The sequence below is a fragment of the Kribbella kalugense genome, from assembly GCF_004365875.1.
In the GTDB taxonomy this organism is placed as follows: domain Bacteria; phylum Actinomycetota; class Actinomycetes; order Propionibacteriales; family Kribbellaceae; genus Kribbella; species Kribbella kalugense.
Window position 1 is genome coordinate 2,495,243 of the sequence record NZ_SODF01000002.1, and the last position, 19,533, is coordinate 2,514,775.

The 19,533-nt window shown below is 68.3% G+C and carries 19 protein-coding genes; 11 read left to right on the forward strand and 8 right to left on the reverse strand.

The features are described 5' to 3' along the window. Positions 1–81: 81 nt before the first annotated feature. Positions 82–1,548 carry an MFS transporter gene (locus EV650_RS29855; RefSeq protein ID WP_134122290.1) on the forward strand — a complete coding sequence of 489 codons (1,467 nt, stop codon included), beginning with the start codon at positions 82–84 and terminating at the stop codon, positions 1,546–1,548. Here EV650_RS29855 and EV650_RS29860 read toward each other — a convergent pair. After that, on the reverse strand, positions 1,535–2,848 hold the full coding sequence (locus tag EV650_RS29860) for an ABC1 kinase family protein (protein WP_134122291.1): 1,314 nt from the start codon (positions 2,846–2,848) through the stop codon (positions 1,535–1,537). The two genes, EV650_RS29855 and EV650_RS29860, sit on opposite strands and share 14 nt — an antisense overlap. A 96-nt stretch (positions 2,849–2,944) precedes the next feature. Continuing rightward, positions 2,945–3,103, reverse strand: a complete 159-nt coding sequence (locus EV650_RS40495; RefSeq protein ID WP_012922897.1) for a DUF5679 domain-containing protein — start codon at positions 3,101–3,103, stop codon at positions 2,945–2,947. 523 nt (positions 3,104–3,626) lie between these two features. Between EV650_RS40495 and EV650_RS29865 the strand changes: the two genes are divergently transcribed. From EV650_RS29865 to EV650_RS29875, 3 genes are all read left to right on the forward strand, one after another. Then, positions 3,627–4,163 carry a M48 family metallopeptidase gene (locus EV650_RS29865; protein WP_134122292.1) on the forward strand — a complete coding sequence of 179 codons (537 nt, stop codon included), beginning with the start codon at positions 3,627–3,629 and terminating at the stop codon, positions 4,161–4,163. A gap of 196 nt (positions 4,164–4,359) precedes the next feature. Next, on the forward strand, positions 4,360–6,543 hold the full coding sequence (locus EV650_RS29870) for an MMPL family transporter (RefSeq protein WP_134122293.1): 2,184 nt from the start codon (positions 4,360–4,362) through the stop codon (positions 6,541–6,543). Between the two features lie 183 nt (positions 6,544–6,726). Next, positions 6,727–7,416 carry a nucleoside/nucleotide kinase family protein gene (locus EV650_RS29875; RefSeq protein WP_134122294.1) on the forward strand — a complete coding sequence of 230 codons (690 nt, stop codon included), beginning with the start codon at positions 6,727–6,729 and terminating at the stop codon, positions 7,414–7,416. Positions 7,417–7,490: 74 nt separating this feature from the next. Here the strand turns inward: EV650_RS29875 and EV650_RS29880 are convergent, their stop codons facing one another. Then, positions 7,491–8,084: a CGNR zinc finger domain-containing protein gene (locus EV650_RS29880; protein ID WP_134122295.1), complete on the reverse strand. Its 594-nt coding sequence runs from the start codon at positions 8,082–8,084 to the stop codon at positions 7,491–7,493. Between the two features lie 66 nt (positions 8,085–8,150). Between EV650_RS29880 and EV650_RS29885 the strand changes: the two genes are divergently transcribed. Beyond that, the gene (locus EV650_RS29885) at positions 8,151–9,320 is read left to right on the forward strand and encodes an MFS transporter (protein ID WP_134122296.1); all 1,170 of its coding nucleotides are present in this window, start codon (positions 8,151–8,153) and stop codon (positions 9,318–9,320) included. Here EV650_RS29885 and EV650_RS29890 read toward each other — a convergent pair. Then, on the reverse strand, positions 9,301–11,556 hold the full coding sequence (locus tag EV650_RS29890; RefSeq protein ID WP_134122297.1) for an FdhF/YdeP family oxidoreductase: 2,256 nt from the start codon (positions 11,554–11,556) through the stop codon (positions 9,301–9,303). The two genes, EV650_RS29885 and EV650_RS29890, sit on opposite strands and share 20 nt — an antisense overlap. A gap of 63 nt (positions 11,557–11,619) precedes the next feature. Between EV650_RS29890 and EV650_RS29895 the strand changes: the two genes are divergently transcribed. Continuing rightward, positions 11,620–12,348 carry a 3-hydroxybutyrate dehydrogenase gene (locus EV650_RS29895; RefSeq protein ID WP_134122298.1) on the forward strand — a complete coding sequence of 243 codons (729 nt, stop codon included), beginning with the start codon at positions 11,620–11,622 and terminating at the stop codon, positions 12,346–12,348. On the opposite strand, the gene EV650_RS29900 is transcribed toward EV650_RS29895, so the two are convergent. Beyond that, positions 12,349–13,284 carry an NADP-dependent oxidoreductase gene (locus EV650_RS29900; protein WP_134122299.1) on the reverse strand — a complete coding sequence of 312 codons (936 nt, stop codon included), beginning with the start codon at positions 13,282–13,284 and terminating at the stop codon, positions 12,349–12,351. Positions 13,285–13,391: 107 nt separating this feature from the next. Here EV650_RS29900 and EV650_RS29905 point away from each other — a divergent pair, with 107 nt between their 5' ends. Next, positions 13,392–13,799 carry a winged helix-turn-helix transcriptional regulator gene (locus EV650_RS29905; protein WP_134122300.1) on the forward strand — a complete coding sequence of 136 codons (408 nt, stop codon included), beginning with the start codon at positions 13,392–13,394 and terminating at the stop codon, positions 13,797–13,799. After that, positions 13,796–14,407 carry a DUF2064 domain-containing protein gene (locus tag EV650_RS29910; RefSeq protein WP_134122301.1) on the forward strand — a complete coding sequence of 204 codons (612 nt, stop codon included), beginning with the start codon at positions 13,796–13,798 and terminating at the stop codon, positions 14,405–14,407. Before EV650_RS29905 ends, EV650_RS29910 begins: the two co-directional genes overlap by 4 nt. 324 nt (positions 14,408–14,731) lie before the next feature. Here EV650_RS29910 and EV650_RS29915 read toward each other — a convergent pair whose 3' ends face one another. Genes EV650_RS29915 through EV650_RS29925 form a run of 3 tightly spaced genes read right to left on the reverse strand, consistent with a single transcriptional unit; the run spans position 14,732 to position 17,477 of the window. Then, positions 14,732–15,523, reverse strand: coding sequence for a ferritin family protein (locus EV650_RS29915; protein ID WP_134122302.1), 792 nt, complete (start codon positions 15,521–15,523; stop codon positions 14,732–14,734). Between the two features lie 36 nt (positions 15,524–15,559). Next, the gene (locus tag EV650_RS29920; protein ID WP_134122303.1) at positions 15,560–16,096 is read right to left on the reverse strand and encodes an NUDIX hydrolase; all 537 of its coding nucleotides are present in this window, start codon (positions 16,094–16,096) and stop codon (positions 15,560–15,562) included. Positions 16,097–16,148: 52 nt separating this feature from the next. Beyond that, positions 16,149–17,477, reverse strand: a complete 1,329-nt coding sequence (locus EV650_RS29925) for a zinc-dependent metalloprotease (RefSeq protein WP_238174527.1) — start codon at positions 17,475–17,477, stop codon at positions 16,149–16,151. 309 nt (positions 17,478–17,786) lie between these two features. Here EV650_RS29925 and EV650_RS29930 point away from each other — a divergent pair, with 309 nt between their 5' ends. From EV650_RS29930 to EV650_RS29940, 3 genes are read left to right on the forward strand one after another with little or no spacing between them, the layout of a single operon-like run. Beyond that, on the forward strand, positions 17,787–18,212 hold the full coding sequence (locus EV650_RS29930; protein WP_134122304.1) for a molybdenum cofactor biosynthesis protein MoaE: 426 nt from the start codon (positions 17,787–17,789) through the stop codon (positions 18,210–18,212). A 30-nt stretch (positions 18,213–18,242) separates the two neighbouring features. Next, complete coding sequence (locus EV650_RS29935; protein WP_134122305.1) at positions 18,243–18,494, forward strand: hypothetical protein; 252 nt, start codon at positions 18,243–18,245, stop codon at positions 18,492–18,494. Continuing rightward, complete coding sequence (locus tag EV650_RS29940; protein ID WP_134122306.1) at positions 18,491–19,525, forward strand: YlbL family protein; 1,035 nt, start codon at positions 18,491–18,493, stop codon at positions 19,523–19,525. The genes EV650_RS29935 and EV650_RS29940 overlap by 4 nt, the downstream gene beginning before the upstream one ends. The last annotated feature ends 8 nt before the right edge of the window (positions 19,526–19,533 follow it).

The following is a 19,533-nucleotide window of genomic DNA, read 5'->3' on the forward strand; positions in this document are numbered from 1 at the left end:
TCCTCTGTACCCCTTTGTCGATCCTGGGATGTGCCGTCCGACGCATAGGTGAAAGGCACACTCCTGTGGAAGGACCGATCAATGACTCTCACGACCGAGACAGTGGCGACCGGCAGGCGGCAGTGGATCGCCCTGAGCGTTCTCTGCCTCGCCGCGCTGCTGGTGTCCCTGGACCTCTTCGTGATGCTGCTCGCAGTGCCTGCGGTGACCAAGGCGCTGGGGGCGACCGGCAGTCAGCAGCTGTGGATCCTGGACGTGTACGGGTTCATGGTGGCCGGGCTGATGATCACCATGGGCAGCCTCGGTGACCGGCTCGGCCGTCGTCGGCTGCTGCTGATCGCGGCCGCCGTGTTCGGGGTCGCCTCGATCGTGGCGGCGTACTCCGTCAGTCCCGGCATGCTGATCGGGGCGCGCGCGGTGCTGGGCATCGCCGGGGCGGCGATCGGGCCGTGCACGCTGTCGCTGATCTCGACGCTGTTCCCGGACGAGCGGCAGCGGGCCACAGCGCTCGGTATCTGGGGCGGCTGCTTCACGGTCGGTGCTGTGATCGGGCCGATCGTGGGAGGCGTGCTGTTGAACCACTTCTGGTGGGGGTCCGCCTTCCTGATCGGCGTACCGGCGATGGTGGTGCTGCTGGCGATCGGGCCGTTCATCCTGCCGGAGTACCGGAACGAGAAGGCCGGGCGGATCGACGTACCCAGCGTCTTGCTGTCGCTGGCCGCGATCCTGCCTGCGATCCACGGACTGAAGCACCTGGCCGCGCACGGCGCCGGTGTGCAGTCTGTCGGAGCCCTGCTGATCGGTGGGGTGTTCGGCTGGATCTTCGTACGGCGGCAGCGGCGGCTGGACGACCCGCTGGTCGACGTACGGCTGTTCACGCGGCGGGTCTTCAGCGTGACGCTCGGCAGCATGACGGCGTTCTCGATGCTGTCCGGGGGCGTGATGGTGTTCGTCGCGCAGTACTTCCAATTGGTCCAGGGGATGACCCCGCTGGCCGCCGGTCTCGCGCTGGTTCCGGGCATGCTCACGACGACGGTCGCTTTCCAGTTGGCGCCCCGGCTGGCGCAGCGGATCCGGCCGAGCGTGCTGATCCCGGCAGGGATCGCGTTCACTGTCGCCGGGATGATCATGATGTCTGTCGCGACGTCCACGACGCTGCTGGTGATCGCGTTCGCCATCCAGTGCGTCGGTCCGGCACCACTCGTCACGCTCGGAACGAACCTGGTCATCGGCTCGGTCCCGCCGGAGAAGGCCGGTTCGGCGGGCGCGCTGACCCAGACCGGCAACGAGTTCGGCTACTCGCTGGGCATCGCGGTCCTCGGCAGCGTGGTGACTGCGGTGTACCGCGGCCACATGGACGGCCGCGGCGGCAACTCGCTCGGCGAGGTGATCACCCAGGGCGCATCGGGTGACCTCCTGGATCAGGCGCGCGACGCCTTCACCAACGGTCTCCACCTCGCCGCAGGCATCGCCGCCCTGGCCCTGGCCGCCGTTGCGGTCCTGCTGGCCGTGACGCTGCGCGCGGTCCCAGCCCTCAGCCGTCGGTGAAGCCCGGCAGGAGCTCCTCCAGCACCGAGCGGAACGGAGCCTGGGCCTCGAGTTGCGAGAGGACGGCCATGCCGCCGATCCAGACCCGGTGGATCAGCAGGTACGACGGCGGCATGTTGAGCCGGAGCGCGAGCGACGCGTTGGGCGACCGGAAGTCACCGGTCCGGTTCGCCTGCGCGCGCATCCAGGCCCGGCTGAACTGGAACGTCTCCTCCCGGGCCGGCTCCGCGAACGGCGCGAGGTAGTCCATCAGCTGCTCGGGCTCGATCTCCATCCGCGGCTTGATGAACCCCTCGGCCTTGAGCCCGTCCCGGACGGCGATACCGTCGCCCTTCAGCGAGATCCGCAGCAGCCGGCCGATCGCCGGCGGCAGACCGTCCGGGAGCCGCGCGCAGAGGCCGAAATCGACCACGCCGAGCCTGCCGTCGGCCATCACCCGGAAGTTCCCCGGATGCGGGTCCGAATGCAGCAGACCGGCGTACTTCGGTCCGCTGAACATGAACCGGACGTACTTCAGCCCGATCGCGTCCCGCTCCTCCTGGGTGCCGTCGGTGATGTACGACGACAGCGGGCGGCCCTCGATCCACTCGGACACGATGACCGCGGGGGAGTGCTTGATGACGCGGGGGACGACGAACTCCGGGTGGTCCTTGAAAGCGTCGGCGTACTGCTGCTGGGCCTGGGCCTCGCGGTCGTAGTCGAGCTCCTCGCCGATCCGCTCCTGGAGTTCGGCGACGAGCGGTTTCACGTCCAGGCCGGGGATCAGGCTGCCGATGGTCCGGCCGAACCGACCGAGCTGGCGCAGGTCCGCACGCAGCGCCTCGGCGGCGCCTGGGTACTGCAGCTTGACCGCGACCTCGCGGCCGTCCTTGAGCCGGCCGCGGTGCACCTGGCCGATCGACGCGGCCGCCGCGGGCTGTTCGTCGAACTCGTCGAACCGGTCCCGCCAGCGCTTGCCGAGCTCGCGCTCCAGAATCGTGTGCACGGTCGAGGCCGGCATCGGCGGGGCGGAGTCCTGCAGCTTGGTCAGGGTGGCCCGGTACGGCGCCGCGAACTCCTCCGGCATCGCCGACTCCATCAGGCTGAGCATCTGCCCGAACTTCATCGCGCCGCCCTTGAGCTCACCCAGGACGGCGAACAACTGGTCGGCCGTCCGGCGCTGGAACTCGGCGAACACGGCCTCGGCGGGCGCGCCGCCGATGCGCTTGCCCAGGCCGACCGTCGCCCGCCCGGCGGCACCGAGGGGCAGGCTGGCAAGTTTCGCGGTCCGGCTCAGCGCCTTACGAGGAAGGTCCGACACGATCCCATTCTGTCCGGTCACCCAAGCGGGGACGAAACAGGGGCGGTGCCCGGCACATCGATCATGCCGGGCACCGCCCCTTTACGACTTGGTGCGTCAGGCCTTGCCGAGGATCCGGTTCAGGTTCGTACCGCACTCGGGGCACTTGGCCTTCGCCATGCGCGTGCCCTTGTCGTTGACCTTGACCTCGCCGTCGGCGGTGCGCTTGGCCTTGCACTTGACGCAGTAAAACTCGCCGCTCCAGGTCTCTGCCATGAGGGCCCTCTCCTTGCTCTGAATTCCAGCCCGGGGTCTCGCCCCGGGCAGTCGTTGGATGCTAACGGCAGACCGTCCTGCCGTAGGCCGTTCGGCCCAGTCGGGATTCACCCTACGGCCTCCTGGCGCAGGCTCAAGCGCACCTCCCGGCCCGCGCGCCGCCTGAATCCCTCGGGGAAAGCCCTTACCGAAACTTTCGCCGGCACGGAACAGGCTCCCGGTGACCCGCCTCCGGAACCGCTCGGCTTCCCCTCCGAGCGGCCCCGGAAGCGATCCGGGAGCCTGTTGGAGATGACGCTAGGTGGCGGCGGTCGTGCAGGCAACCCCGCGTTGTCCACCCCTGTGGATAACTCTGTGTGCAACCTGTGGGGCGCGCCGCCGGGTGCTGTGGACGAGCGGGGGAACAGGGTGTGAACAACGGGGGTCGGCGGGTTCAAAATCTGGCGTCTGACCTGCGGAAACGCTGATGCACAGGATGTGGGCCGAAGAAAGTTGTCGGTTTCGGGGGGTACATTTTTGAGCCATGGCCGACTCTCCACCGCGCCCGATCCCACCGTATGTGGATATCCGTCGCAGCAAGCGCCGCAAGCGGACGGTCAGCGCCTACCGGGACGGCGAGCGGGTGGTCGTGCTGATGCCCGACCGGCTGTCCGCCACCGAGGAGGCGCGCTGGGTCGAGACCATGCTGGCGCGGCTCGAGAAGCAGCGCAGCCGATCGCGCGTGTCGGACGAAAAATTGTTGGCCAGAGCACACGAACTCGCGTGTCGCCACCTCCCCGAAGTGCCCGAACCTGCGTCTGTGAGGTGGGTTTCGAACCAAAACAGACGGTGGGGATCCTGCACTCCGGCGGACAGATCGATCCGGTTGTCGACCCGGCTGCAGTCGATGCCGGCCTGGGTGGTCGACTACGTCCTGGTCCACGAGCTGGCCCATCTGGTCGAGCCGAGCCACAACGCCGCCTTCTGGGAGCTGGTCCACCGCTACCCGAAATCCGAGCGCGCCGAGGGGTATCTGGAGGGCATTTCCGCCGCCTCGTCGCTCAACTTCGAGGACTTCTAGGCCCCCTTTGTGCGGCGCCGACCCCGGTGGCGTACGCCGTACGGGAAAGGGTGGGGTGGGGTTTCCCCCAGGGTGAATTGGGTGGCTTCCTGCGTGGTTGCGACCTGCCTCGGACCGTCAGGCTCTGACCTGTAGCCAGCGCCCACGCCAGGGAGCGCTGGGTGGGGCGTCGGTGGCGCAGAGGGGCAGGGAACGTATGGCCAGGGGACAGATCACGGTCCGGGCGGCGCGCTGGAGCGCGACCCATCCGTGGCGGGCGATCGCGATGTGGGTGGTCGTGGTGATCGCCTGTTTCGCGCTCGGCTCGGTGACCGGCACCAAGGAGTCGAAGAACGAGGGCGACATCGGCGAGGTGACCCGGGCCGACAACATCGTCAAGTCCGGCAACTTCGCCGATCCGGACGAGGAGAGCGTGCTGATCACGGCTCCGTCCGGGACCCTCGACCAGAAGGCGGCCAACCAGGCGGCCGGCGTGGTGATCCAGAAGATGCGCGCCCTCGGTGGGGTCGCGGAGGTCGCCCAGCCGATGCCGTCACCCAAGCAGGACGCGGTGATCGTCAGGGTCACCCTCAAGGACGGCGATGGTGACAACAGGGTCCAGCCGCTGCTCGACACCACAGCGCAGCTTCAGCAGCAGTACCCGAACCTCCGGATCGAGGAGGTCGGCGGCCTGTCGATCGACAAGGCCCTCAACGAGACCCTCGGCAAGGACTTCAAGCGTGCGGAGATGTTCAGCCTGCCGGTGACGCTCGCGATCCTCCTGATCGCGTTCGGTGCGCTCATCGCGGCGTCCGTGCCGCTGGTACTGGCGCTCTCCGCAGTCGCAGCCGCGATCGGTCTGTCGGCGGCAGCGTCACAGCTCGTGCCCGCGGTCGACGCGGTCAACAGCGTGATCCTGCTGATCGGTATGGCGGTCGGCGTCGACTACTCGCTCTTCTACCTCCGTCGTGAACGCGAGGAACGCGCCAAGGGCCGCGGCCACGTCGACGCGGTCGAGATCGCTGCGGCGACCTCGGGCCACGCGGTCGTCGTCTCCGGTACGGCGGTCATCATCTCGATGGCCGGACTGTTCCTGGCCCGCGATGCGGTGTTCTCGTCCTTCGCGGTCGGTTCGATCCTGGTCGTCGCGGTAGCCGTCGTCGGTTCGCTCACCGTGCTCCCCGCCGTACTGGCGAAGCTCGGGCGCTGGGTGGACAAGCCGCGGATCCCGTTCGTCTGGAGGCTGACGGCGAACAAGGGCAAGCCGCGGTTCTGGCCGACGGTGCTGAAGCCGGCGCTGAAGCACCCGGTCGCCACGCTGCTGGTCGCCGTCACCGCATTGCTTGCGGTCGCCTCGCCGGCGCTGGGGATGACGCTGAAGTTCCCGGGCACCGAGGATCTGCCCCGGACGACGTCGGTGATGAAGGCGTACGACCGGTTGACCGCAGCCTTCCCGAGCACCGGCACGAGCCACGAGGTCGCCGTCCGTGCGCCTGCCAACCAGCAGCCCGCGGTGAAGGCCGCGCTGGCCGACCTGATGCAGCGCACCAAGGGCGACAGCCTGTTCGCGTCGGACGGTCTTGAGGAGCCGCGGTTCTCCAAGGACGGCACGGTCGCGACCCTCGAGGTCGCCACGCCGTACGACGGTGGCAGCCAGCAGGCGCGGGACTCGCTGACCAAGCTACGCAAGGACCTGATGCCGGAGACGGTCGGCAAGGTGCCGGGCGTTGAGTACGCGGTCGGTGGGTTCGTTGCCGCGGACGTCGACTATGCGGCGCACACGCGGGCCAAGCTGCCGCTGGTGATCGGGTTCGTGCTGCTGTTGACGATGATCGTGATGATGGTGACGTTCCGCTCGGTGGTCGTCGCGGTCACTGCGATCGGGCTCAACCTGCTGAGTGCGGGCGCGGCGTACGGCGTCGTCACCGCGGTCTTCCAGAACACCTGGGCCGAAGGCTTACTGCACTTCCGGTCGAACGGGGCAGTAGTCAGTTGGCTGCCACTCTTCCTCTTCGTGGTGCTGTTCGGCCTGTCGATGGACTACCACGTGTTCGTCGTCAGCCGGATCCGCGAGGCAGTACTGCGCGGCGTGCCGACCAAGCAGGCTGTGGCTGAGGGCATCACCGGCTCGGCCGGCGTGGTGACCAGCGCGGCGGCGGTGATGATCGGAGTATTCGCGGTCTTCGCGACGCTGAGCACGCTGGACATGAAGCAGTTGGGTGTCGGACTCGCGGTCGCGATCCTGATCGACGCGACGATCATCCGGGCAGTCGTCCTCCCGAGCGTGATGACCTTGCTCGGCGAGGCCAACTGGTGGGCGCCGAAGTGGCTCCGCCGCAAGACTCCTAAGCACGCAACGCTTCCTCCGGCCCCAGAGCGCGAGCTCACCCCGGTCGGCTGATCGATCCGCCCGCGGCGGCCCACCCGACATACTTCGAGTGGGCCGCCGCATTAGTCCTCGAAACCATTCGGTCAAGGGTTTGGCTGCTGGAGGATGTCTGGCATGGGTGAGCAGGCTGATGGATCGACGGGCGCCGAGGTTTCCGGAACTTTTTCGGCGGCAGGCGACGAAAAAGTTCCGAAGATGAGTGGCGGGCCCCGGGCTCGGGTGTTGGGCGAGGTGGCGGCGGAGGTGCTCTCCGCGCGGCGTGAGCATCCGGTGCGGGTGGCGCTGGACGGATGCTCGGCGGCCGGAAAGACGACGCTGGCGAACGAGTTGGCCGGCGTATTGCGATGGCATACCGCGCGCGAGGTGATCCGGGCCGAGCTCGACTACTTCAAACGAGCGCCGGAACTGCGGACGACGTACCCGATCGAATCCTCGGAGAGCTACTACTACGAGGTTTACGACTACGACGCGATCCGCGAGCGCCTGCTGAAGCCACTCGGACCGGGTGGCGACCGGCGGTACGTGAACGGCCTGCGCGACACCTCGGCTCGCACCCAGCTCGCCGTACCGCCTCGGACCGCCGCACCTGACGCGATCCTGATCGCCGACGGCACCTTCCTGCAGCGCCCAGAACTCAACAACTACTGGGACCTCCGCATCTATGTCCACGTAACCTTCGAGACCGTACTTCGCCGCGGCGCTGTACGTGATGCAGCGTGGATGGACTCCCGCGAGGCCGCCGCCCACCGCTACCGCACCCGCTACATCCCCGGCGAACGCCTCTACATCAACCAGATCCACCCCGCCGACCGCGCCCAACTAGTGCTGAACAACGAGGACCCGGCCACCCTAACCATCACCCGCCGCCCGGCTCCGAGGCGGTGACTGCTATCGGCTGGCAGGTTATGTGATCGATGGCGCGTTATAGGACGCCAGCGGTGAAACAACCCGCCAGCGAGTCAGCCTGCTTGGCGGGCGCGGTGGGCGGCGGCTTTGACTCGGCTTTGGCATTGGGGGGAGCAGAAGCGGCGTTGGCCGTTTTTCGACATGTCGACGAAGACGCGGTCGCAGGAGGGGGCCGCGCAGACGCCGAGGCGGCCGGCCAGGTCGCTGCCTACCGCCAGGGCGAGGCCCGCGGCGCAACCGGCGGCCCAGCCGTTGGCGAGTTGTTCGTCGGGGCCGTGGAAGTGCAGGCTCCAGGGGCGGTCGCGGCCGCGGTCCAGCTGGGGGCGGGCGTTCGTGTCTCGCAGTAGGGCGTTGATTTCGGTGGCGGCGGCGTCGAGGTCGCGGGCGTCGGCGGCCTCGAAGACTAGGCGCATTCGTTGCGCGAGTTGGACCAAGCGACGGGAGTCGTCTAGCGGTGGTCGCGACGCCGGTGGGTAGCCGATCGCGGTGAGGGCGTCGGCCACCGCGGATGTGACTGATTCCGGGTCGTCGGTCGGCGCGGAGTACGGCGTACCGCCTGAGTAGCCCGGTGTGAGGCGGTTGACGTACTCGACCGAGGCGGTCAGGACGCTGCGGGCATGACTATCAAAAGACACTTGACCAGTCACGTCGTACCTCCGTAGTCTCGAACCTGCGTGACCGATCATATCCACTTAGACAGTCATGGAGTCGTTATGAGTGCTGCTGCGACGCTCACCGGACCGTGGCGGGGGCTGTCGCCGGCCGTCTGGATCCTGGTGGTGGCCCGTGCGGTCAACCGGATCGGCGCGTTCACGCTCCCGTTCCTGGGGGTGGTGCTCACGGTCGAGTTCGGCACCTCGCTCGGTCAGACCGGTCTGATCATCGCAGTCTTCGGAGCCGCGACGATCCCGTCCCGGCTGCTCGGCGGCCAGCTCGCCGACCGCCTCGGCCGCCGCCGGACGATCGTCGTCGGCCTCACCGGCTGCGCGATCGCCCAACTCTGGATCGCGCTGAGCCACGCCCTCTGGTCGGCTGTGCTCGCCACGATCCTGCTCGGCCTCGCCTTCGAGATCTACGAGCCACCGAGCCAGGCGATGATCGCCGACGTCACCGAACCCGCTAACCGCCCCGCCGCCTACGGCCTCTACAGCGCAGCGCTGGCCGCCGCCGGAGTTCTCGCGGGCCTGCTCGCCGCCGCCCTCAGTCACTGGGATCTCCGCTGGCTCTTCGTCGCCGACGCGATCACCTGCCTGTCCTGCGCGGCCCTGGTCGCGCTCGCCCTCCCAGCAGACGTACGCCGGGAGCCCTCGAAGGAACCCACTTCCACGGTGTCGGTCTGGCGCGATCGCCGACTCCTGCTGCTCCTCGCCAGCGGCACGATCTTCGCGACCATCTACATGCAGCTGATCATCGGCATGCCGCTCACCCTGCTCGAGCAGGGCCTGCCCAAGTCCGGCACCGGGCTCATCCTCGCCCTGTCCGCGATCACGCTGATCGCCGCGCAACGCCTGCTCCGCGTGCAGCACCTGGACGACTTCCAGTCCATCAGGATCGGCTATGCGCTGCTCGCCGCCGGCCTGCTCGTGAGCGCAGTCGCTCACAGCCTCGCGATCTTCCTGGTCGCGGCGATCCTCTGGAGCCTCGGCGACCTGTTTCTCCTGACTCGCTACCTCACGCAGGCTTCCGGGCTCGCCCCCGACGAGGCTCGCGGTCGCTACCTCGCCGTCTTCGGCCTGAGCTGGGGCATCGCAACCACGATCGCCCCGATCACCGTGACCCAGCTCCTCGAGACCGCCGGCCCAACTGGACTCTGGCTCACCAGCGCCGGAGTCGCCGCGGTGCTCGCAGTACTCCAGCCTTGGTTCAGGAAGCGACTAGCCTGACCGTGATCCCCTTCGCGACCGGAGTGTTGCTGCCCTTGGCGAGATCGTCGGCCGACATCAGCACGTTGGTCTCGGGGTAGTACGCCGCCACGCAACCGCGCGCCGTCGGGTAGGAGACCAGGCGGAAGTGCGCGGCCCGGCGCTCGACGCCCTGGAATTCGCTCACAATGTCGACGTACCCGCCGTCCTTGAGACCGAGCTCGGCCAGGTCGTCCGGGTGCACGAAGACGACCTCGCGGGTCCCGTGGATGCCGCGGTACCGGTCCTCGAGGCCGTAGATCGTCGTGTTGAACTGGTCGTGACTGCGCAACGTCTGCAGCAGCAGCCGGCCAGGTGCCGTCGGCAACCAAGTCAGCTCGTTCGCGCTGAACTGCGCCCGCGAGTCGGACGTCTTGAACTCGCGCTTGTCCCGCGCCGCGTGCGCCAGCAGGAAGCCGCCCTCGTTCGCCCGGAGCCGGTCCTCGAAGTCCTCGTACCCGTCGGCCACCCGCCCGATCCGCTGCCGGATCAGGCTGTAGTCGTCGGCGAAGTCCGCCCACGGAATCAGCCCGATGTCCGGTACGACGGCCTGCGCGATCCCGCAGATGATGCCGATCTCCGACTTCAGCTCCGGCCCCGGCGGGGTCAGATTGCCGGTCGAGAGGTGTACGGCGCCTTGTGAGTCCTCGACCGTCACCGACTGCGGACCGGCCGGGGTGTGGTCGTGATCGGTCCGCCCGAGCGTCGGAAGGATCAGCGCCTCGCGACCGGTGACCGTGTGCGAACGGTTGAGCTTGGTCGACACGTGCACGGTCAGGTCGCACTGCCGCAGACCGCGATGCACGACCTCGGTGTCGGGGGTCGCGGACGCGAAGTTCCCGCCCATCGCGAAGAACACGCGGACCGAGCCGTCCCGCAACCGCTTCACCGTCGCGGCCGCGTCGATGCCGTGCTCGCGCGGTGAGGTGAAGGAGAACTCGTGGTCGAGCCGGTCTAGGAAGGCGTCCGGCATCTTCTCCCAGATCCCCATGCTGCGGTCACCCTGGACGTTCGAGTGGCCGCGGACTGGGCACGGGCCTGCGCCGGGCTTGCCGATGTTGCCCTGCAGGAGCAGGACGTTGACGATCTCGCTGATCGTCGCGACCGCCTCGCGATGCTGGGTCAGGCCCATCGCCCAGCAGATCACCGTCGCTTTGGACTTGATGAACCGCTGGGCCAGCTCCTCGATCTCGGCCCGCCGCAGTCCGGTCGCGAGCTCCACCGCGGGCCAGTCGAGCTCGGCGTTGTGCTTGGCGTACAGCTCGTACCCGCTGGTGTGGCTCTCGATGAAGGACTTGTCCAGCACGGTCCCCGGGTTCGCCGCCTCGGCCTCGAGCAGAAGGTGGCCGATGGCAAGGAACAGCGCCTGGTCGCCGCCGATCCGGATCTGCAGCAGCTGGTCGGCCAGCTTCGTCCCCTTACCGACCCAGCCGCGCGGGGCCTGCGGGTTCTTGAAGTTCATCAGGCCGGGCTCGGGCAACGGGTTCACCGAGACGATGTCGGCGCCGTTGCGCTTGGCGATCTCCAGGTGGCTGAGCATCCGGGGCGCATTGGTGCCCGGGTTCTGGCCGACGACCAGGATCAGCTCGGACTCTTCGAGCATCTCCAGCGTGACCGCGCCCTTGCCGCTGCCGATCACCCGGGACAGCGCCGTACCCGACGACTCGTGGCACATGTTCGAGCAGTCGGGCAGGTTGTTGGTGCCGTAGGCGCGGACGAAGGTCTGGTAGAGGAACGCGGCCTCGTTACTGGTCCGGCCGGAGGTGTAGAAGACGGCGTCGTTCGGGTCGACGAGGGCCTTCAGGTGGCGGGCGACGACCTGGAACGCCTCGTCCCAGCCGACCGGCTCGTAGTTGGTCGCGCCGGCGCGAAGCAGCATCGGCTCGGTGATCCGGCCGAGCTTGCCGAGGTCGAACTCGGAGATCTCGTTCATCGCCTCGACCGTGTGGTCGGCGAAGAATGCGCGCGGCACCCGCTTGCGGGTCGCCTCCCAGGCCACCGCCTTCGCGCCGTTCTCGCAGAACTCGGCCGCGTGCTTGCGTTTGTGGTCAGGATCCGGCCAGGCGCAGGACGGGCAGTCGAACCCGCCGTCCTGGTTCATCTTCAGCAAGACCTTGCCGGTCCGCGCGGGGCCCATCTCCCGAAAACCGAACTTGAACGACGAGAGCACCGCTGGGACGCCGGCGGCCTTCTTCTTCGGCTGTTCGATATCGACCATGTTTCAACAATAGGTCCACCTATCATCACGCGCTGCTTTGATAGCCACGGCAGACTGTCGTTCATGGAGACCCGTCGAGCCCTCGTCACCGGCGCAGCATCTGGAATCGGCGCCGCGTGCGCCCAACGCCTCGCAGCGGACGGCGTCCATGTCATCGCCGTCGACCGCGACCAGGCCGGTCTGGACGCGCTGGACGGAGTCGAGACGGTCGTCGCCGACCTGTCGGACCTGGACGGGCTGTCCAGCCTGCCGACGGACATAGACATCCTGGTGAACAACGCCGGCGTACAGCTGGTCGCACCGATCGAGGAGTTCCCGCCGGAGCGGTTCAGCTACATCCTCCGGCTGATGCTGGAGGCGCCGTTCCGGCTGATCAGGCAGTCCCTCCCACACATGTACGACGCCGGCTGGGGTCGCGTGGTCAACATCAGCTCGGTGCACGGACTCCGGGCCAGCCCGTTCAAGGCGGCGTACGTCGCGGCGAAGCACGGACTGGAGGGCCTCAGCAAGGTGGTCGCACTGGAGGGCGCGCCCCACGGGGTGACCAGCAACTGCGTCAACCCGGCCTACGTCCGTACGCCGCTCGTCACCGGACAGCTCGCCGATCAGGCCGCAACGCACGGCCTGTCCGAGGAAGAGGTGCTGGACAAGGTCATGCTCCAGCCGGTCGCGGTGAAGCGGCTGATCGAACCTGCCGAAGTGGCGGAGGTGGTCGCCATGCTGTGCGGCCCGGCGTCCACCTCCATCACAGGGACCTCGTTCGTACTGGACGGCGGCTGGACCGCCCACTAACTAGGGCACCAGCACGAGCCGACCGCGTACGCCACCCTCGGCGAGCCGCTTGTATGCCAGACCGGCCTGCTCGAGTGGGTAGGTGTCGGCGACCCGCGTCGACACGACGCCTGCCTCCACGAGCCGCACCAGCTCCTGCAGATCGGCCTGGCCGACTTGGATGAACAGCTGCTGCACGGTGATCGCGCGCAGCTCCGGCGGCCGCGGTCCGCCCTGAACGTGCACGTGACGCCCACCGTTCCGCACTGCCTCCTGCGCTGCGATGCCGACCACGGCAGCGTCCACCACACCATCCACGCCGGCCGGAGCAATCCGTCGTACCGCGTCTGGGAGATCCTGCGCCCGGTCCACGAAGTACTCCGCGCCCAGCCCACGCACCAGCTGCTCGTCGCCGGCACCTGCACTGGCGACGACCCTGAGTCCGAGGTGTTTGGCGATCTCGACCGCATAGCCACCGACGCCACCCGCGGCGCCGGTCACCAACACTGTCTGCCCAGGCTCGGGCTGCAACGCTCTGACAGCCTGCAACGCGGTCAGGCCGTTCAGCCCGAACGTCGCAGCCTCGACCAGCTCCAGCCCTCGCGGTGCCGGGACGACTGCGTCCACGTCGAGCACCACGTACTCGGCATGCGTTTTGAGCGACCGTCCGAGCAGGTCAGCCACGCCAACCACCGGCGTACCAACCTCGTACTCGCCCGCGGCAGGTCCGACAGCGTCCACGGTGCCGGCCACGTCCCAGCCGAGGCCGGACTGCTCACGGGCGGCCGACAGCCCGAACTTCACCGGAAAACCCAGCGTGACGCCCAGATCCACCGGGTTGACCGCGGCCGCGGCCACCTTGATCCGGACCTGGCCCGCGGCCGGCTCGGGTACGGCGGTCTCGATCAACTCGATCGCGTCTGGCCCGTCGAGGCGGCGGGCGACCAGTGCGCGCATAGCGTTCTCTCCTTGCGTTGATGTCTTTAGGTGACACCACCTTCGGAGAGCTACTCTCTTCTGGGAAGTACGCACTTCGGAGTGCGTATCGCACGACAAGGAGAGCCATGCCGACCCGCAGCGCCGCCCAGCTCCGTGAAGAAGCAGCCCGCGAGTACGACGCGTTCCTGGCGACCTGTCCGGCCCGGCAGCTGCTCGACCGGATCAGCGACAAGTGGGTGACGCTGATCGTCACCGCCCTCGCCGACGGCCCGCAGCGGTACTCCGAACTGTCGCGCAAGATCGCCGGGGTCAGCCAGAAGATGCTGACCCAAACACTCCGCTCCCTCGAGCGCGACGGCCTGGTCGTGCGCTCGGTGACGCCGTCGGTCCCGGTCCGCGTCGACTACGAGCTCACCGCGCTGGGCCTGACGCTGATGCCACTGATCGGCCAGATCAAGAGCTGGGCCGAGTGCCACATGCCCGAGGTCAACACGGCCCGCTCCGCCTACGACGACGTGAGCGCCTCGGCATGACCGATCGGCGTGTGGTGGTTGTCGTCGTACCAGCTGCCGGGACGTGGGCGCCGCCCGGTCGGGATCCCGACGCGTGGCGGTTGGCGCTGGCTGAGGACACGTACGAGGTCCTCGCTGCACTGGACAGGGTCGAGGTAGCCGTTGCGGTCGCCGGCGGGGACGAGACCACGGTGGCTGAGATGAGTGCGCTGACGTGGCCGGGCACACCGACGTACGCCGTGGACGCCGGGCGTCCGGTCCTGCACGCGGTGGAGCTCGCCGGCCAGGCCGCGGCGGTTGTTGCGGTGTCGTACGACGTACCCGATCTGCCCGGACTGCTGATCGGGAAGCTCTTCCGCGCACTGAGCACCGCCGACATCGCCGTGACACCTGCCGAGGACGGTTCGCTCGCGGCGATCGGGGTCAAGCCGCCGGTCGAAGACTGGGTCGCCGAGGTTGCGCCGACGTTCGATACGCCGCTGTCGGAGCTCGAAGCCCGCAAGCCACGCCGTCATGCCGTTGCTATCGGCCCCGGTTGGCACCGTCTGCAATCGAATGCTGACCTAGCGCGACTGGATCCCGGCCTCGAAGGCTGGGATGCGACAAGATCTCTACTTCGTCACTCCTGACCCGTCACCTTCTCTCTCGCGGCTCGTTCACCATGCAGCGGGGAACTTCGGGGGAAGTCCAGCTGATGGGCGATGCCGTTCAGGGGCGGCACCCGACGTCAGCCCTCTGCCGGCCGCATCGGGGGGATGCGGCCAGCCTCGGCAGGGGTGCAGCAGTACGACGGGGATCGCACGGGGGACGGAAGTACAGCGGGGGCGCGTGGTTGCGGTTGGGGGACTGCAACGGGGACACGTGGGTAGCGGGGGATCGCGGTAAGCAGAGCTGGGGGAATCTGGTGCTCTGCTGTGGGGAGGTGGGCCGGCCGACTCGGGTCGGCCCACAGCTCATTGGACGCCGTACTTGACCAGTTCTTTCTCGACCAGCCGAAGCCCTTGCTGGCCAGGAAGAGCGTCGATCTTCGCGTCGATCTTGTGCGCCTCGGCGAGACCGTGCTCACCGCCGTACAAGTAGGTCAGCATGTGCTTCACCTCGGCCGGCGGCATGATCGTTGAGCCGACGATGCCCCAGCCCAGCGACAACGCGAGCCGCGCGATCCTTCGTGCCTTCTTGCTCCGCTGGAGCCGCTCGCGCGCCTGGCTGTTGTAGAACGCAACATGCCGCGTCTCCTGCTTCGCGATCCGGCGCAGGATCTCCGTCAGAACCGGATGATTCTCGGACCGGATCAGCCGCGTGTACGCCGAATGCGCGCACCACTCGTTGATCGCGCCCCACGCCATATGGGTCGCGACGAAGTCCTCGCCGATCAGATTCGCCAGCAGCGACTGCCGGATCGGCGCGAGCCGATCGCTCCGGCCGAGCCGGGAACGCACCGCGCGGGTGTGTTCGGGACCGGTCCGGATGCCGTGCCGCTCGAGAACCTCGTCGAGTACTTCGCCGTGCCAGTACTCCTCGAGGTTCCACATCGTCAGGAATACCGTCACCTCAGGGTCGGCGTGCGACGGCGTGACGAGCAGATCGCGGAGATAGCAGACCGTGTGCGTCTCCACGTCGCTCATGTAACTCAGACAGCGCAACGCACTGTCGGACAACGGCTGCCGCTCGAACAGCGACATGTCGAGGTCGTCCCACCGGATCCGGCTCGAAGTCCGCGCGTACTCATCAACGTCAAAGCTCACGGACAGCCTTCGCGACCGCTCGCCGGCTGGATGGGCCTAGCCGCGGTCTCTTGCTCGGGCGGCGAGCTCCTGGACTGAGGTGTCCGTGTCGGGCGGGAGCGCGTCGAGCGGGAACCAGGCGAGGTCGTCGGACTCGTCGCTGACGACGTACTGCGTGCTGGCGGTCGCCGTCACTAGGAACTGCACGTCGAGGTGGTAGGCGCCCGCGCACCCGCCGGCGACGAGGAGGTGCCGTGAGAGCTGGAGCGGTTCGCGGCTGATCGTCAGATCCGTCAGCCCCGACTCCTCCGTCGCTTCCCGGAGCGCCGCGCCGCTGAGCGTCGTGTCGCCTGGCTCGCAATGCCCGCCGAGCTGGAGCCAGCGCCCGACCGTCTTGTGCAGAGTCAGCAGGGTGTTCTGGCCGGCGGCATCAATGACCAGCGCACTCGCCGTGATGTGCTCCGGCCGGCAGGTGCGCCACATCCCGTCCGGATGCTCCGCAAGGTGTCGCAGGTAATGCTCCCGCAACTCCTTCTGCGCAGCGTCAGGAGCGTTCCACCCCTCCAACACCGAAACCGCATCCCCAAGAAGCATCCCGCAAGTCTCCCTACACACCCGCAACACCCCGCATCCGGGGTGCGGCGGGCTACTTGGTGGGGTTGTCGCCGTCTTCGTCGGTGGCGGGCGGCGTGCCCGGCTCCTTGGGGGCGTCGTCGGCGGGGAGGAAGTCGGTGATGTCGATGTTGGCCAGTTCGCCCGCGTGCTGGGCGAAGCCGATCGGGTCGTCCAGGTCGGCGGTGCTGGGCATCAGGTCGGGATGCGACCAAAGGCTGTCGCGGCCTTCGACTCCGCGAGCGTCCCGGACGGCGGCCCAGATGTTGGCGGCGTCGCGGAGCCGGCGAGGCCGGAGCTGGAGACCGACCAAGGTGGCGAACGTCTGCTCAGCCGGACCCCCAGCTGCCCTGCGTCGCCGTACCGTCTCCGAGAGCTGAACGGCGGCCGGCATCCGGTCGCGCGTCGCCTCGCGTACGACGTCGTCGACCCAGCCCTCGACCAGCGCGAGCGTGGTCTCGAGCCGGACCAGCGCGGCCTTCTGCTGCTCGGAGTCCTCGGGCTCGAACAGGCCACCCGCCAGCGCCTCTTGCATCGCCTCCGGGTTCTGCGGGTCGATGTCCGCCATCGCACGCTCGATCTTGCCGGAGTCGACCTCGATACCGGACGCGTAGTCGGCGACCGCGGCGAGCAGGTGCTGCCGCAACCACGGCACACCCGCGTACAGCCGCTGGTGCGCAACCTCACGCAGCGCCAGGTACAGCCGAACGTCCTCGTCGGCCAGCCCGAGCCCCTCCGCGAACTTCGCCACGTTGTCCGGCAGCAGGATCGCCTGGCCGGTCGGCCCGAGCGGCAGCCCGATATCGGACGAACTCACGACCTCACCGGCAAGCTCCCCGAGCCCCTGACCGACCTGCGCTCCGAATACAGAACCACCCAGCTGCCGCAGCATGCCGGCCATCGGGCCCGCGAACTGCTGTGCCTCCGCGGGCAGCGCATTACCCATCGCGCCCGCGACGTGCTCGGCGACCGGGTCAACGACCGTCTGCCACACCGGGAGCGTGTTCTCGACCCACTCGGCGCGGCTCCAGGCCGCGGAAGTGGTCGACACCTCTGGCAGCGTGGTCGCCTCGTCCAGCCAGTGCTCGGCCAGGCGGACCGCGTCCGCGACCCGATCGCCGTCGGCGGGCGTCATCGACCGGTCTCCGGCCGCGGAGACGGTCTTGCGGGCGATGTCCTTGGCCAGATCCCAGTTCACCGGCTTGCCGTCGGTCGAACCGCTGAGCAACTGCTGGACCTGGGCGAAGATCGCGTTCAGGTCCGGGGTGCCGCCCGCGCCGGCCGCACCGGAGAACTGCTGGAACATGGCCTCGAACGGCGTTCCCTTGAACGGGTTGTCCGGGTTGTCCGGTTCGTCGCTCATTGGAGGGCCTTCCTGTGCGGGTGGGGCGTACAACTCCAACGTACTGGTTCCGTCCATCAGTTCCTCCACCGGCGAACGCATCAAAGCCCTCTGCGCCGTCGGCAGACCCAAGATCCGCCTGCGGACGGCCGCCTGCAGGTAGGTGAGTAAGGCAACGGTCTCTCCCGGTGCACACCGCAGTACGCACCGCAGCCTGGTGCCGAGGAAGGGAGGGGATGCGTAGGAAATGGTGGACGGGAGAGAGAATTGGGCAGTGGGGATGGGATGGTGTGGGTCTGAGCACGGGGGATTGGCGGGAATGAGGAACCGATGAGCGACGCGATCAGGCTGCTGGACATTCGGGAGAATGCCCTGTCCAGCGACGAGGTGCTGGCCGCTGTTGCCGATCCGACGGCGGGTGGAACGGCGATTTTCATCGGTACTGTCCGCAACCACGACCAGGAGAAGCCGGTCGACCGGCTGAGCTATGAGGCTCACCCCGACGCGCTGGAGCACCTGCGGAAGGTTGCGCAACGTATCTGTGACGACCCCGCTGTGACCGCGCTGGCCGCCGTACACCGGACCGGGGACCTGAAGATCGGTGACGCCGCCGTGATCGTGGCGGTGGCGGCATCGCACCGGGATGTCGCGTTCGACGCGTGCCGGCGGTTGATCGACGATCTCAAGGCCGAGGTTCCGATTTGGAAACACCAGCACTTCATCGACGGTGGCAGCGAGTGGGTCGGCGCTCACTGACACGTACGCTGGGCGCATGAAGGTGGCCGGATGAAGGTTTTGGCGTGGCTGGCGTTCCCGCTGATCGCCACGCTGCTGGCGATGTGCTGGGCGGGGTGGCGCGGTTGGCGCAGCCGCGAGCCGCGCCGGTCCGGGGGCGCCTTCGCCTCGGTCGACGAATTCCGCCGCTTCAACGCCGCGGTCGCGGCGCCCGGCCCGCGGGCCACTCCGGAACGTCGCCGTCGCCTGGGTCGTCGTACTCATCAACAGACATCCACCAAGATCGCAGGGCAGGGTTCGTGACACGTCGTACCGCCACATTGGTCACCTCGATCGTCGTGCTCATCGTCTCGCTCGGACTGGTCACGGCGTTCCCGGTGCCGTTCGTCTCGTTCAGCCCCGGGCCGGTCAAGGACACCCTGGGCGCGGCGAAGGACAAGCCGGTCATCGAGATCACCGGGCACGAGACGTTCCCGACCTCCGGCCAGCTGGATCTGACCACGGTGTCCGTCACCTCGCCGGATCGTCAGCTGACCCTGCCGCAGGCGATGCGCAACTGGCTCGACCCGCACCACGACCTGTTCCCGCGCGACATCATCTACCCGCCGGACCAGAGCGCCGACCAGGTCGAGCAGCAGAACACCGCCGAGATGACCGGCTCGCAGGACAGCGCGGTCGCGGCGGCGCTGCAGGCGGCGAAGGTCCCGTTCCACACGAAGGTGTCGACGGTCGCGGACAAGACTCCGGCACAGGGAAAGCTGAAGCCGGGCGACCTGGTGCTGGCCGTCGACGGTCACACCGTGACGCAGGTCCCGCAGGTCGGTGATCTCGTCCGCAAGCACAAGGTGGGCGAGAACGTCGTCTTCCTGATCCGCCGCGGCGCCGACGACATGACCGTTCAGCTGAGGACCGCGGCGACTCCCGGGGACACGACCCGCCCGATGGTCGGCATCACGATCGGCGTCGATTCGCAGGTCAAGGTGACGGTCAACCTCGGCCAGGACATCGGCGGCCCGAGCGCGGGTACGGCGTTCGCCCTGGCCATCTACGACAAGCTGACGCCTGGTGCCCTGCTGGCCGGGAAGCACGTCGCCGGCACGGGCACGATCGACGCGCTCGGCCAGGTCGGTGCGATCGGCGGCATCCAGCAGAAGATCGCCGGCGCCAGGAACGACGGCGCCACGGTGTTCCTGGTTCCGGCGCCGAACTGTGAGGCCGCGGCGCACGCCGATGTGAAGGGCATCCAGCTGGTGAAGATCAGCACGCTGACCGACGCGATCAGCGCCCTGCAGGCGGTCGCCGCCGGCAAGGGAGATGTTCCCTCGTGCAGCTAGTGAACGCT

What these genes read in the sequence shown, in the direction of transcription:
- EV650_RS29855 (WP_134122290.1), top strand. Translation starts at nt 82, where the DNA reads ATGACTCTCACGACCGAGACAGTGGCGACCGGCAGGCGGCAGTGGATC.
- EV650_RS40495 (WP_012922897.1), bottom strand. Translation starts at nt 3,103, where the DNA reads ATGGCAGAGACCTGGAGCGGCGAGTTTTACTGCGTCAAGTGCAAGGCC.
- EV650_RS29865 (WP_134122292.1), top strand. Translation starts at nt 3,627, where the DNA reads ATGGCCGACTCTCCACCGCGCCCGATCCCACCGTATGTGGATATCCGT.
- EV650_RS29870 (WP_134122293.1), top strand. Translation starts at nt 4,360, where the DNA reads ATGGCCAGGGGACAGATCACGGTCCGGGCGGCGCGCTGGAGCGCGACC.
- EV650_RS29875 (WP_134122294.1), top strand. Translation starts at nt 6,727, where the DNA reads ATGAGTGGCGGGCCCCGGGCTCGGGTGTTGGGCGAGGTGGCGGCGGAG.
- EV650_RS29885 (WP_134122296.1), top strand. Translation starts at nt 8,151, where the DNA reads ATGAGTGCTGCTGCGACGCTCACCGGACCGTGGCGGGGGCTGTCGCCG.
- EV650_RS29890 (WP_134122297.1), bottom strand. Translation starts at nt 11,556, where the DNA reads ATGGTCGATATCGAACAGCCGAAGAAGAAGGCCGCCGGCGTCCCAGCG.
- EV650_RS29895 (WP_134122298.1), top strand. Translation starts at nt 11,620, where the DNA reads ATGGAGACCCGTCGAGCCCTCGTCACCGGCGCAGCATCTGGAATCGGC.
- EV650_RS29900 (WP_134122299.1), bottom strand. Translation starts at nt 13,284, where the DNA reads ATGCGCGCACTGGTCGCCCGCCGCCTCGACGGGCCAGACGCGATCGAG.
- EV650_RS29905 (WP_134122300.1), top strand. Translation starts at nt 13,392, where the DNA reads ATGCCGACCCGCAGCGCCGCCCAGCTCCGTGAAGAAGCAGCCCGCGAG.
- EV650_RS29910 (WP_134122301.1), top strand. Translation starts at nt 13,796, where the DNA reads ATGACCGATCGGCGTGTGGTGGTTGTCGTCGTACCAGCTGCCGGGACG.
- EV650_RS29920 (WP_134122303.1), bottom strand. Translation starts at nt 16,096, where the DNA reads ATGCTTCTTGGGGATGCGGTTTCGGTGTTGGAGGGGTGGAACGCTCCT.
- EV650_RS29925 (WP_238174527.1), bottom strand. Translation starts at nt 17,477, where the DNA reads ATGAGCGACGAACCGGACAACCCGGACAACCCGTTCAAGGGAACGCCG.
- EV650_RS29930 (WP_134122304.1), top strand. Translation starts at nt 17,787, where the DNA reads ATGAGCGACGCGATCAGGCTGCTGGACATTCGGGAGAATGCCCTGTCC.
- EV650_RS29935 (WP_134122305.1), top strand. Translation starts at nt 18,243, where the DNA reads ATGAAGGTTTTGGCGTGGCTGGCGTTCCCGCTGATCGCCACGCTGCTG.